At 52.9% G+C, this 13053-nt stretch carries 13 protein-coding genes; 7 read left to right on the forward strand and 6 right to left on the reverse strand.

The annotated features are described in order from the left end of the window. The first annotated feature begins 92 nt into the window (after positions 1-92). Entirely contained in the window at positions 93-260 is a 168-nt protein-coding gene (locus H6F67_RS07440) for a hypothetical protein (RefSeq protein WP_190764837.1), read from the forward strand. A gap of 74 nt (positions 261-334) precedes the next feature. Further along, the gene (locus tag H6F67_RS07445) at positions 335-913 is read left to right on the forward strand and encodes a peptidoglycan-binding protein (protein ID WP_190764839.1); all 579 of its coding nucleotides are present in this window, start codon (positions 335-337) and stop codon (positions 911-913) included. Here the strand turns inward: H6F67_RS07445 and H6F67_RS07450 are convergent. After that, entirely contained in the window at positions 910-1368 is a 459-nt protein-coding gene (locus H6F67_RS07450; protein WP_190764841.1) for a transcriptional repressor, read from the reverse strand. The two genes, H6F67_RS07445 and H6F67_RS07450, sit on opposite strands and share 4 nt — an antisense overlap. Positions 1369-1540: 172 nt before the next feature. Further along, on the reverse strand, positions 1541-2782 hold the full coding sequence (sigC, locus tag H6F67_RS07455; RefSeq protein ID WP_190764843.1) for an RNA polymerase sigma factor SigC: 1242 nt from the start codon (positions 2780-2782) through the stop codon (positions 1541-1543). Between the two features lie 561 nt (positions 2783-3343). Between sigC and H6F67_RS07460 the strand changes: the two genes are divergently transcribed. Next, positions 3344-3709, forward strand: coding sequence for a hypothetical protein (locus H6F67_RS07460; protein ID WP_190764845.1), 366 nt, complete (start codon positions 3344-3346; stop codon positions 3707-3709). A gap of 103 nt (positions 3710-3812) precedes the next feature. Next, positions 3813-4031: a hypothetical protein gene (locus tag H6F67_RS07465; RefSeq protein WP_190764847.1), complete on the forward strand. Its 219-nt coding sequence runs from the start codon at positions 3813-3815 to the stop codon at positions 4029-4031. Here the strand turns inward: H6F67_RS07465 and H6F67_RS07470 are convergent. Continuing rightward, a complete protein-coding gene (locus H6F67_RS07470) occupies positions 4010-5206 on the reverse strand; it encodes a glycosyltransferase (RefSeq protein ID WP_190764849.1) in 1197 nt (398 codons plus the stop codon). The genes H6F67_RS07465 and H6F67_RS07470 overlap by 22 nt on opposite strands. A gap of 153 nt (positions 5207-5359) precedes the next feature. On the opposite strand from H6F67_RS07470, the gene H6F67_RS07475 reads away from it, so the two are divergent. Beyond that, positions 5360-5842, forward strand: coding sequence for a GNAT family N-acetyltransferase (locus H6F67_RS07475; RefSeq protein WP_190764851.1), 483 nt, complete (start codon positions 5360-5362; stop codon positions 5840-5842). Positions 5843-6102: 260 nt separating this feature from the next. Here the strand turns inward: H6F67_RS07475 and H6F67_RS07480 are convergent, their stop codons facing one another. Then, positions 6103-7770, reverse strand: coding sequence for a D-Ala-D-Ala carboxypeptidase family metallohydrolase (locus H6F67_RS07480; RefSeq protein WP_190764852.1), 1668 nt, complete (start codon positions 7768-7770; stop codon positions 6103-6105). Positions 7771-7808: 38 nt separating this feature from the next. Between H6F67_RS07480 and H6F67_RS07485 the strand changes: the two genes are divergently transcribed. Then, entirely contained in the window at positions 7809-8585 is a 777-nt protein-coding gene (locus H6F67_RS07485; RefSeq protein ID WP_190764855.1) for an HAD family hydrolase, read from the forward strand. Between the two features lie 36 nt (positions 8586-8621). On the opposite strand, the gene H6F67_RS07490 is transcribed toward H6F67_RS07485, so the two are convergent. Further along, a complete protein-coding gene (locus H6F67_RS07490) occupies positions 8622-9872 on the reverse strand; it encodes a glycosyltransferase family 4 protein (RefSeq protein ID WP_190764856.1) in 1251 nt (416 codons plus the stop codon). 503 nt (positions 9873-10375) lie between these two features. On the opposite strand from H6F67_RS07490, the gene H6F67_RS07495 reads away from it, so the two are divergent. Next, a complete protein-coding gene (locus H6F67_RS07495) occupies positions 10376-11263 on the forward strand; it encodes a UPF0104 family protein (protein ID WP_190764858.1) in 888 nt (295 codons plus the stop codon). A gap of 13 nt (positions 11264-11276) precedes the next feature. On the opposite strand, the gene H6F67_RS07500 is transcribed toward H6F67_RS07495, so the two are convergent. Then, the gene (locus H6F67_RS07500; RefSeq protein WP_190764859.1) at positions 11277-12563 is read right to left on the reverse strand and encodes a Glu/Leu/Phe/Val dehydrogenase; all 1287 of its coding nucleotides are present in this window, start codon (positions 12561-12563) and stop codon (positions 11277-11279) included. Between the last annotated feature and the right edge of the window lie 490 nt (positions 12564-13053).

Raw genomic sequence — 13053 nt, forward strand, 5'->3', positions numbered from 1 at the left:
AAATCTTAATTACAATTTCTCAGCGCAGACGTAGCTGAAAAAAAGAGAATGGTAGCTTAAAAAACATCATTTTCCTTTTTTCATCTGCCCAAATGTATAAAAATACGAAAAAAGACTGGCTCGGTTCGATCGTTACGGCCGCGATCGGTGCAGGCGTTGTCACCTCTTTTGCCATCAGCCAAGGTCAGCATCCGCTAGTTGCGTTTGGCGTGACGGGAATGGCGATCGCTGCTGCGCTGATGATCGATCATTACGCCTAGAAACTTGTCACCTCGATCGACTGATGCAGTTGCTTTGGTAGAATAGCCGCCATTCGATCGAGGTGCGATGACCTGTGAAAAATTCTTTTCGCTTCGGCCTGCTGTTGATTTCGCTGATTGCCGTTTCACCTGCGGCGATGGCTTTGCCTCTGAGTGCTGCTCAGGTGGCGCTACCCATGCTCGTTGCTCAAGCTAGTGGACTGCTTGGTGTGGGTGACAGCGGCAATGCAGTCGCGCTGTTGCAAACGCAACTGGCGAGTTTGGGCTTTTATCAAGGGGCGATCGACGGTGAATTTGGATCTCAGACCGAAGCGGCAGTAATTCAATTTCAAACGTCACAAGGTCTAGTACCAGACGGCGTTGTGGGGCCACAAACCCTCGCCGCGATCGACCGCCTGACCAGTTCGCCTAGCCCGATCGTTACCGATCCGATTCCGCTGCCTGCACCTGTCAGCGGAGTTCCAAGTGCGCCTGCAAGTTCAATTCAAGGCGGGCGCTTCAGCGTGGTCGAACTTCAGCGGCGACTTCAGGCCAGAGGATTTTATCAGGGTGCGATCGATGGAATTTTAGGGTCGCAAACTCGCGCCGCCATCCGTGCTGCCCAGCGTGCATACGGACTGGAGGCAGATGACATTCTCAACGGACGCTTTTAACCGAGCGGCAGCAGGGCACGCTGACAGGCCGGACAGATGGCGTGAATCGTCATCTGACAGTCGAGCAGGTAATAGCCTTCGCGCTGGGCGGTTTTCGTGCCTGTTTTGAGCACCGAATCGTTTTTGAACTCGATCGTTTTGTTGCAGCGGACGCAGATCAAATGGTGGTGGTGATGCGGCGCAGGCTGGTTGATCTCGTAGTGCTTGTGGCCTTCCGCCAATTCCAGCTCGCGCAGAATGCCCATCCGTGCCATCAGCTTCAACGTCCGATAGATTGTCGAAAGGCTGATGTTTTCGCCCTGCCGATGCAGATGGTTGTAGAGATCTTCGGCGCTGAGGTGATTGCCTTCGGGAAGATTTTGAAAAACTTGAAGAATCGTTTCACGCTGGGGCGTTAGCCGCCATCCGCGCTCGTTCAATTCGGCTTTGAGTGACGAGGCTGTGTAGATTGCCATTAGCTTTTCCTTCTCAATAGCGCTGGCTTACTGACAGGATACACAATTGGCGATCGAAGTTGCAACAAAATTTGCTTATTGAGAATAATCACTGATAAGCAGCAAAAAAAAAGGATGAGTGCAGGTCACACCCATCCCGATCGATTCAGTCAGAACACGGAGGAAACCAAGACTAGCTCAGCGATTCGAGGTAGTCGCGGACACGATTGCGACGCTTCGGCTGGCGCAGCTTTTGCAAGGCTTTCGCTTCAATCTGTCGAACCCGCTCGCGCGACAAGTCAAGGGCGCGACCAATTTCAGCAAGCGAGTAGGGTTGACCGTCGCCCAAACCAAAGCGCATCTGAATCACATCGCGCTCGCGGCTAGTGAGATCGGTGAGCAACTGCTGAAGATCGCGCCGCAGCGCTTCGCGCATCAGCAGTTCTTCCGGCGAAACACCTTCTTCCGGCAAGAGATCGCCCAGTTCCGTGTCGCGCTCCTTGCCGACTTTGGTTTCGAGCGAAACCGCACGGGGAACGCGCAGCAGCACTTCGCGCACCTGGGGAGCGGTCATCTCCAGTTCAACCGCGATGTCGTCGATCGTGGCTGTCCGGCCTTTTTCCTGCGAGATTTTGCGCTGAGCCTTTTTGATTTTGTTGAGCTTTTCGGTGATGTGAACCGGAAGCCGAATCGTGCGGCTTTGCGTGGCGATCGCTCGCGTGATGCCCTGACGAATCCACCAGTAAGCGTAGGTGCTAAACCGATAGCCTTTCGTCGGGTCGAACTTTTCAACTGCCCGCTCCAATCCGAGCGTGCCTTCTTGAATCAGATCGAGCAGTTCCAGACCGCGATTTTGGTACTTTTTGGCAACGGAAACTACGAGGCGCAAATTCGCCTTGATCATGTGATCTTTGGCGGATGTGCCTTCTTGCTGTACCTGATCTAGTTCCGCAGGCGTGAGATCAACCAAAGCTGCCCAGCGGCGCTTGCCTTCAGCGATCGTGGGCTTGAGGTCGGCCAATGCCACGCCGCCTTCGGCGGCCCAGCGTTCCAGAGAAGGACGGTGACCGAGGATCGAAGCGAGGCGATCGTGCGCTTCGATTAGCTTGACGTAGATTTGCAGCGCTTCATCCGTTGTAGCCGCTTCGTGGCACTGCTCTAGCAGGCGCATGTAGCGCTGAACGCGCTGAGCTTCAGAAACTTCTTCATCACGACCGAGCAGACGCACTCGGCCAATTTCCTGAAGGTAGAGGCGCACCAGATCGGTACTGCGGCGACCGACGCCTTTTGCCATGTCTGAGCTGGCGTATTCAATTTCTAGGCTGGCGAGATCGCTTGCCATCCGCTCCATATCCACATCAACTTCTGGCTGGAAGTCGATCGCGGTGGACGGCTCATCGTATTCTGCTTCAGCGTAAAAAGAGTTTGCTGGCATGGTGACTGTCTCGTTGCTCCAGGTTAAGTAAGGGGGCGTTCTGCTATCTACTTCATTTGCGCTAGTATTCCCGGAATTCAGGACTATTTAACAAGCGCGGGGGTTCCTTGTAGCCGTGATGCTTCCCTGGGGGCGGCGGAACTGCTCACAATGGGGCTGGAGCAGCGAGGCCTGTATCCGTCAAGCAGTATAGAAAGCGGAATGCCGCTGATGAACGATTTGGGAACTGCAATAGGTGAATCTTCATGACGATCGCCTTTGTTTCCTGAAAAGCTTCACAATCGAGCGCGGAAATCACGGATGCAGCACGATCCTGAAGATGGCCTGTAATTTCGGAACGGCGCAACATTGCAAGCTCGCGATCGATAGGATGGAGAAAAATGGATTTGTGAAGGAGACACGATGGAACTCAACGATTTATTCACGCTGATTTTGCTGCTCACCCCCGGTTTGCTGCTGTCAATTCTGCTGATGGCCGTATTTGCCGCAGGTGGCTAACCACTGTGCTGAAGCGGACAGAACTGCTAAGCGCGATCGCTGCCATCTTGGAGGCGCTCAGCTTTGGGTTGGCGCTGTGGCAGAGCGGCTCCGAAGCACACGGCAAGACAGATGCGTGGTCAGACCTTTTCGCTCGGTCAGCTTTTTGTGCAAAAAGAACTGCATCGCGGCCATTTGGCAGAAGCGATCGCCAACTATCACAAGCTGACGATCAAGCCGCTGGTGGAACTGCTGGGAATGCTGCACCGACCCGATCGGTATGACTACGGATTTAAGTATTTCGATCGCGATTTTCCCAGTGAGGTGAACAGCAAAATCACCGAAATGATGTGCATTCGCGACTTAGAAGATTTGCAGGCGAAGCAGCAGGCGACGGACTGGTTCGATCGCACCTTTACAAAAATTATTCGCGTATCGTCTTCTCCGTAGAAATCACGATGACATTAGTGCAAAAATTGACTATGCCCTTCGTGAGCACGAACGGAAGGCTGTTTGCGATCGAGCTTATTTTGCTGAGTTCATCCATTTTGCTATGCGATCGACGACTCCGCATCTATTGAAATATAATGTGACACCCGCTCATCCTGGCGTTCTGCTGAAAATTTGGGAGCCTGCCCCCATGAACAATCAGCGGCTCAAGCCGTTTCTCTTTATGATCAATCAGCGGCTGGAAACTGAGGACGAAGCGCAGCAGGTTTTAGGTGAATACCTCGCGGCCTATGGGCAAGATTACGCGATCGATCGCGGCTGATGAATCGGATCAACATAGCTGAGAATTTTCTGGATGCGATTTTCCCAGGAAAACTGCTGCACAGATTCGATCGCTTGACGGTCGAATCTGCCGTAACGTCGGCGCAGCAGATGCTCAAGGCAGGCTTGAAACTGCGTTGGATTGTCGGGTTCACACCAGCCTGCGACGAGGTTGAGCGATCGAAATTCTTTCAGGGAAGCGATTTCGGTCGCGACGATCGGCCTATTGGCGGCGAGATATTCAAAAAACTTGAGCGGCGAGGTGAAAGTTGATGCCGCGCCGCTGGTGTGCGGATGCGCCAAAACGTCAGCCGCTTGCAGCAGACTTGCCAGTTGCGCCTGTGGCAAAAAGCCGAGAAACATCACGTTTTGCAGCGATCGATCCCGCGCCTGCTGCTGATAGGACTGCACCTGATCGGCACTGCCGCCCGCAAAGGCAAACTGCACCTGCGGCATCGATCGCGCCACTTGCAGCAGCAAATCAACGCCTTTGAACGGGTAGAGCGCCCCGGCATACACAACGAGATGCTGAAAATTTGGGGTAAGCAGTCGATCGCGCCATGCCTGTGCCGCTTGGGGCTGGCGATCGAGAAAGGCGCGGTTGAAGCCGTTGTGGATTTTGACGACTTTGGCAGCGGGCATTCCCTGCGAGATGAGGCGATCGCGCACCGAGTCCGCCACTGTGACGGCAATTTGAAACAGCGGATGCTGAACGATCGAGGCTTCAAACTGTTTGTCTTCGTGGTGATGATGTTCGTAGATTGCGGCAATGCCGTTCAAAACCGCAGCTTTGGCAAAATTCCAGTCGCGCGTATGCACCAGTTGCGTGATCCGCTTGAGATGCAGCGGCAGGTAGTATTTGCAGGCGATCCTACTGGGATGCAACGGCGCAACTCGATCGCACCACTGCGGAATCGGTAGCGGCAACGTTTGCAATCGCGCCTGCAAATGATAGAACTGCTGCAACTGAGCGTTGGGCGATCGAATCTGTGGCGCAATCCAGGCGATCGGATGGTTGGCGGCGCGATCGCGCTGAAGATAAGCCAAAACGGTCGGATATCCCAAGTTTGCTGCTGCGTTCGCGCAGTTTGTCACCTGCACCAAATCCGCTCTGGGCTGCGGTAGCGCATTTCGCGTGAAAAACAAATAGTAGCGAAAGGGCGATCGAGCAGTCATGATTTCACAGCTTAGCTGGTTCGGGAATCGGTGTTTTCAACATTGGAATTTGATGAAGGATCGATCCTTCGCTCAATAGATGAACCTTTAGTTTGCTTCTCCGGCGTCATTAATGTAGTATGTTGTAGTATATCTACATGGATAAAGTCCACAATGATCCGACCAGTTACGCTTGATGATACAGATGCGCTGATTGCTTTAGCCGATTCGATCGAACTTTTTTCGTCCGACGAACTAGAAGAGTTGCGTCAGATGCTAGACAATTCGTTGAGCAAAGATAGCGATGCTCATCCATTTTGGATTACGGACGACGAGGATAACGAACTGGTGGCATTGGCCTACTGCGAACCAGAACGAATGACGAACGGGACATGGAACCTGCAATTGATTGGTGTCCGACCGACACACCAAAAGCAAGGACGCGGCGCGAAACTGCTCCGTTTTCTAGAGCAGACCTTGAGAGAGCGGGGTGCGCGAATCTTATTAGTTGAAACGTTGGGTACGCCAGATTTTGAGTATGTGCGATCGTTCTATCGCAGAAATGGTTTCGACGAGGAAGCACGGATACGCGAGTTTTATGCGGAAGGAGCAGACAAAATTGTTTTCCGCAAGGCGCTGAGCGCTCAAGCGTCGTGAATTTATGTAGAAAAGACGATCGATTCTAATCACTAATCAACGCAGCGAATGCCGAAGTAGCGGAATGAAAAACTTAGGATGCAATACCAAAGCGATGCGGCAATTCAGGCATGATCTACCCACGCTGATTTCCTTCCTCTAGAGAATCATCTCTACCCTTCTCAAGGAGACTTTGAGCGGTTCGGCTCCCTCCTTGAGAAGGAGGGCTAGGGAGGATCGCAGGCTGTCAACACACACTCCAACCCCTCATCCCTCATCCCTCAATGCCGCCAGCGTGCCCGGAAGCCGCGTGAATCGATATGGCACAAGCGCGGAAACTGCGTGTAGCGACCGAGGCCACCCGGCCACCAAGGGTCGAGTGCCCAGTAAATTTGATTTCCGGTTAGTCCATCACAGTAAAAGTCGATCGCATCGCCGACCATGTGGCGGCTGCGCGATGCACCGCCGACGCGCCGATTTACGTCGGGCGGACGATACCAGCTTGTAACGTGAAACGGGCGACCGATGCGATCGCGGCCTTGCTGTGCCAATCGCGCAATCCGAATCATCGCATCGAGAACGGCTTGATTCGGTGGCATTCTTGCGCCGCCGCGTGTCGCTTCTGCCCAGGTGAAGCTGCCGTTGGGGATGATCGCGGCGTCAAGCTGAATGTTGCTCAGCGTCCAGCGATCGGGGCGGCGCGGCAAGGGGGGCGGTTCGGGTCGCGGCGGCGCGTCTTGCGAGTCGCGCCGCGCCTGCTGCATCCGGCGGATGTCGTTGAAGAGCGACTGAATTGTTTGTTCTCGGACGCCCAAACCGCGCCAAAGCTGAACGAGACGAATCAGGGCTTCGCGCTGCTGTGGCGTTTCTTCATAGGTGTAGGGAATTGTTCTGATGAAATTGATCAGTTCGCGATCGAGTTGTCGTGCGGCGTTTTGTAGATCGGTGGTGGCTGGATTGGCCGAGTTCAACACCTGCGAATTGACGCCCAAAGCCGAAAGCGCTGCGCCTCTAGAATCGAGTCCGGCCCAGAGGCGATAGGCTTCGGTGAGAGCGTTGCGCTGGTCGCCTTTGCCCTGATAGAACTGCGGCAATCGCTGCGCGAAGGCAACCAGGGCAGGATCAACAATCTCGATGTTGCTTTCGGCGGAATAGTTAGTTTGCAGCGATTCGATCGCTTCCTCGCGGGAATCCAACTGTCGCCACAGCATCACAAGCCGGAGCATCGCCTCACGCTGATGCGGATAGCCTGTAAAGTTCGGCGAGATGTTGCGAATGAACTGAAGGAGGGGGCGATCGAGATAGCTTTCATCCGGCGGATTGGCCGGAGCGCCGCCGGGAATTGTGGCTCGCATGGCATTGACGGCTTCGTCGCGCACATCCAGCTTGCGCCACAGCCGCACCGTTTCGAGCAGGGCGTCGCGCTGATAGGGAATTCCGGTGTAGTAGCTGCTGATGCGTTCAGTGAAGGAAAGCAGGCTGCGATCGAGATAAGCCAAATTTTGCGGCAAAACATCGCCCCGGAAATCCGCTGCGATATCTTCCAAATATGCCTTCAGCAGCGTTTGGACGTTGGTTGGCTCCAGTCGGGCGGCGGTGCGATCGCTGGCGGGCGGCACATATCCTTCGGACACCGACTGCACAAAGCGATCGCTGTAGCGGCCTTGGTCAGCGTCCCAGATATCGCTGCCTTTCCAGCCCTGCGTCGTCAGTCGATCGGTGATGCTGCGGACGGTGTTGGCGGCATACAGCACTTGTTCTTGAAAGGTGTCTACCTGATCGATCGGGATGCGATTGGCTGGAGCGATCCCCAAGCCTGTTTCGCCGTCCGTCAGATTCGGACTTTTGTGGGCAACATAGAGGGCAGCCAAAATCGGTTTGTGGATGCCTGCTCGATCGGCCTCAAACAGGTAGAAGTAGTTGCGCTGATCTGGATTGAGATTCGCCATCGTCGATACTGAAACAAAGGCACGCTAAACACCAGATTATGACGCCAACGCTTCTCACTTCGGGTTCAAGCGCCAAGTTTCTTAAAGAAATTCGCCTGATCGCCACCGATATGGACGGAACCTTGACGAAATCCGGCAAATTTACGCCTGCTTTACTAAACGCTTTCGTGGAATTACGCAAGGCCAATATCGCGATCGCCATTGTGACGGGACGATCGGCAGGCTGGGTGCAGGCGATCGTCAACTACCTGCCGATCGACGGGGCGATTGCCGAAAATGGCGGCCTCTATTTTCCCAATGCCGATCGCGCTCCGGAACCGCTAGTTTCCCTGACGGTCGATCATCGCGATCGCCTCGCACAAGTCTTTCGCGAACTGCAAATAGAATTTCCGCAGTTGCAGCCTGCGATCGATAATGCGTTTCGTCTCACCGACTGGACGTTTGACGTGCAGGGCTTGAGCTTGGCGGACTTAGAGCGGCTGAGCGATCGCGCTCACCATTTGGGATGGGGATTTACCTATAGCAACGTGCAGTGCCACATCAAATTGCCAGAGCAGGACAAAGCCGCAGGCTTGCAGCAGGTGATCGATCGCCATTTTCCGCACCTCTCCGCCGCGCAGGTTGCCACAGTGGGCGACAGTCCGAACGATGAAAGCTTGTTTGATCCCCAGCGGTTTCCGCATTCGATCGGCGTCGCCAATCTGCGGCACTATGCCGATCGAATGCAGCATCAGCCCGCCCATCTTACTGCTAAAGCCGAAGTTGACGGCTTTTGCGAACTTGCCCAACTGCTGATATCGGCCAGCAAGGATTGAGCCACTCGCGCAGCACTGCTCCAATTTGTTCTGGCTTCATTGCTGAGCAGATGCAGGACTGTCGGGAATCACTGCATTGCTGGCGGGTTGCATAGGGTGCGCCGCGATCAAGGCAGATTTAAGCGTGGCTTCCCAGCTTCGCGTCCAGTCATAGAACTGCTCTTGCACTTCTAGACAGCCCTGCTGCTTGGTTTCGTAGAAGGCGCGATCGTCACACAGCTTCAGCAGCGCATCGCCATAGCCCTGTACATCATCTGGCTGAACTTCAACCGCAGCCGGACGCACATACGCAAGTGCTGGACAAACGCTGGAGGTAACGACCGGACGCCCAGCCAAAACCCCTTCTGCGACAACCTGACAGAAGCCTTCGATAAACTGCGTCGTCGTTGGCGCAATGACCACATGCGACTGGCTAAATTGCGTCTGCATCTGCGGCTTGAGGCAATAGCCGTGACAGATGAAGGTTTCGCTCAAGCCTGCCTCCGCGACGGCCTGCTGCAAGGCTTCGAGGGCTGTCCCAACGCCGCACAGATGAAAGTGAATGTCTTGCCGTCCTTCGGCAGCGAAGCGTTTAGCGATTTCGAGTAGATCAAACACGCCTTTATCAACTTCAACTCGTCCAACAAATAAAACATTGAACGGCGATCGATCGATCGAGGGCGGCGCGATCTCCTGAAATTCACTGCGGCGATAGAGCGGCAAGAATTCAGCGAGCTTCGGTGAATTCGGCGTGATTTGTTTAATTTGTTCTGCAATGTCCTCTGAAGCCACCATGATCTGATGGCTATGAGCAAACAGATGACGATTGAGCTGGGTAATTTGCTTTTCTAGCTTTGTTTGAGGCTGATATTTACTCCAGAGTACACAGTGAATTGTAGGAATAATCTTGACGCCCAACAGTGGCAATGCCCGTAAAACAAACCAGTGTGTTGTGCCATCCGCCACTACCACCACATCTGCCTTCCAGCGCAGCGCTGAGGCAACCAAACGCACTCCGTACCATAAGTAGCTCAGGTGATAGGCAATTCCAGACTTGCCCTGAGTTGCCTGTGGACGATGTTCAATTTTGAACTGTTCATCTTCATAGACGGTTGCTTCTGCGGGGTAGGCCACAACGTAGCCTTGAGCATTCAGGCTGCGGCACGCATTGTAGAACTGGCTTGAGTAGGTGACGGAAACTTGCGAAGTGTCGTCTTGACTATTCAACCACTGCCGATAAGTTCCCAAGACATTTCCAGGTCCAGCGGCATATAGAACTCGGAGCGATCGAACTGTCTTCTCAAGCATGGTTACCTTGACGCAAAATTACCTTAATAATGTCATTTGCTTTTGCTGTATGACTCAGTAGATTCAACAAAACAGGTGTTGCAAATTTATCTTCAATCGGTGATTGTATAACCCTTAAGGCTTGAAAGTTTTGCCTAGTTAAAGCTGGTTTGCTCTGATCAAACTTGTCAGGCGTAATCCAGAAACGAGTGAAACACGTTGAATCAACCTATGAGAACAAATATGTGAAATTAATTCAGTTCAACCAGGAAACAAGCTGAAAGAGTGTAAAAACTCTTACCTGGAACGAGCGGTTTGAGTATGTTGTTTGATGACGCAGAGATCGGTAATCTTTGTTTCATGCTCTGCTGATATCTTGTCATAAGATCAATCTTGATTGAGTTAAGAAGCAGTAAAATTACGAAGGCAAAATCTGAAAATTTGATGAAGACAATTCTTCTTAATATCGTAAGAAATTGCTTGCATTTCCAATCGCCTGATGCTGATCAGTTGCTTTGTCCATTATGTCGATCGTAACTCGTCTCAAGCCCTACCTGCGCTGGCTGATTTTGGGGGCAACGCTGTTTTTTTTACTGCAAGTGCTACGCAGTCATGCTCAAGAAGTCGCCGCAATTCGACTCGATCGATCGGCGGTTGAAATGCTGGCGATCGCGCTCGCCGTCACGCTGATTGCCCACATTTGGGCAGGCTGCGTTTGGAGCTGGATTCTGCAAGACCTCAAGCAGCCTGCTTCTGCGAGCTGGGGCATCAAAACCTATCTCAAAACCAACATCAGCAAATATCTACCGGGAAACGTTTGGCATTTTTACGGTCGCATTTCCGCTGCAAAATCCGCAGGCATTCCGATCGCTGCCGCCACGCTGAGCGTCTTTATGGAACCGCTGCTGATGGCAACTGCGGCCTTGGTGGTCGCCTTGATCGGCAATGTGACGCATTGGGCTTGGTCGCTGCTGAGCTTGGCGATCGGGTTGGCGATCGTGCATCCGCGCTGCCTCAATCCGCTGCTGAGTCGCTTGCAGCGATCGAAAGGCACAGGCGAGCAGTGGCAACTGCAACACTATCCGCTGCGGCCTTTTTTGGGCGAACTGGGGTTTCTGCTGCTGCGCGGAACCGGATTTTTGCTAACGCTGCTTGCCCTCACTCGCTTCGATCCGATGCAAATTCCGCGTTTGCTCGGCGCGTTTAGCTGGGCGTGGCTGCTGGGACTTGTGATCCCCGGTGCGCCCGGAGGGTTGGGTGTGTTTGAAGCTACTGCGATCGCCCTGCTCGATGGCCTGCTGCCCACCGCGATCGTCCTCAGCGTAGTGGCGCTTTATCGGCTGATTAGCGTGTTAGCCGAGGCGATCGGGGCAGGCGTGGCGTGGCTGATCGATCGCAGTCAGACGAGTTGAGTCGCGAGTTGAGTTACTGCCTGAGATAATCTTCGCGAGTGCCTTTCGCGTCGATCGCTTCTCCTAATCGATTCAGGGCGTGAACATACGCCGCCGTTCTAAGGGAAATGGCAAGTTCTTGTGCGATCGCTTGAATTTTTGCAGTTTCCTCGACCATTTTGGTTTTGAGGCGATCGTTAACTTCTTCCAATGTCCAGTAGAAGCCGCTGCGGTTTTGTACCCATTCAAAATAGCTGACTGTGACGCCGCCTGCATTCACCAAAATGTCAGGAAAAACCCGAATGTTTTTGGCTTCTAAAATGGCGTCAGCAGAAGAGGCGATCGGGCCATTGGCGACTTCAAAAATGTAGTTTGCCTGAATGCGATCGGCATTTTCAACTGTGATTTGATTTTCCAAGGCAGCAGGAATCAAAATATCAACATTCAGGGCTAACAAATCTGCATTGGTAATTACTTGATGCTCGACGCTGCTGCAAACAGAGCCTTCACAATAAGCGGCTTTCAGTTTACGGCTCGCTTCTTTCAAATGCCGAACGCTGGGAATATCGAGTCCTTGTTCGGCATAAATTCCTCCTTGCGAATCGCTGACGGCCACAATTTTGTAGCCTGCATGAAACAGCAATTCAGCTAAGATTGCGCCTGCATTGCCAAAGCCTTGAATCGCGATCGTTGTCTCGGCGGGCAATCGCTTTTGCTGCGACCAAACCGATTGAATCACGAAGAAAGCGCCCATTGCCGTCGCGGTTTCGCGCCCCAAACTGCCGCCCATTGCGATCGGTTTTCCCGTGACGACACCGGGAGAAAACTGCCGCCGAATGATGCTGTATTCGTCCATCATCCAGCCCATGACCATTGCGTTCGTGTAGACATCTGGTGCGAGAATATCAACGTCCGTACCGATGAAGTCGGCGATCGCATCAATATAGCCGCGACTGAGCCTTTCTAATTCAAGTTTCGAGAGGGCTTTAGGATTGACCGTGATGCCACCTTTGCCACCGCCGAACGGCAAGTTTAATACGGCACATTTAAACGTCATCCAAAACGCGAGCGATTGCACTTCATCGATCGACACATTCGGATGAAAGCGCACACCGCCTTTTGTGGGGCCGCGACTGTCATCATAGCGGACGCGATAGCCCGGAAAGACGCGCAGCGAGCCGTCATCCATTCGCACCGGGATCGCGACGCTGAGGCTGGCTTTGGGATGGGTGAGCCGTTCGATCGCGTCTTGGCTAATCGTCACATAGCGCAACGCCTTTTCGAGGCGCAGGTTGGCATCGGCTAAAAGCGTATCTGACATAGAATCCTCTAAACTCAATCACAGACTGGGTTGGAGCGAAGCCTGTATTCCTATTTTGGAGTAAAATGTAGTGAAAGTTACAGAATTAAATCAAATGTAATGCTAAATGAAGCGATCGCTTCTTAGAGCCAAATTTGTCGCGAGAATCTACGTCAATCGAACCTGAGACAGAAAAATCAATTTTTCGTGACAAACTAAATTTCTTGAGGTTTCGCTTTTTTGAGGGATCGCCCGATATCACTATGCTTGAGCGATCGCCCGCTTCCGCCTCACTCAAAACTACCTTGCGACAGGCGTTTCGACCGCGATTGCTGCTCGTATCATGGTCAGTATTCGCTGAAGAACGCTGCAATTAATTCTTAACCTTTTCGATTAAGCTAGTGCAGTCTTAAGAGACCTATTTTGCACAAGCAGCAGCCAATCGATAAGCTATTACTTATCCCAAAGATGCTTTTGATCATGTACCCACCGCTGTTTGTTCGACCGTTAA

Origin of the sequence: Microcoleus sp. FACHB-1515 (genome assembly GCF_014696105.1) — a bacterium.
Lineage (GTDB): Bacteria > Cyanobacteriota > Cyanobacteriia > Elainellales > Elainellaceae > JAAUTJ01.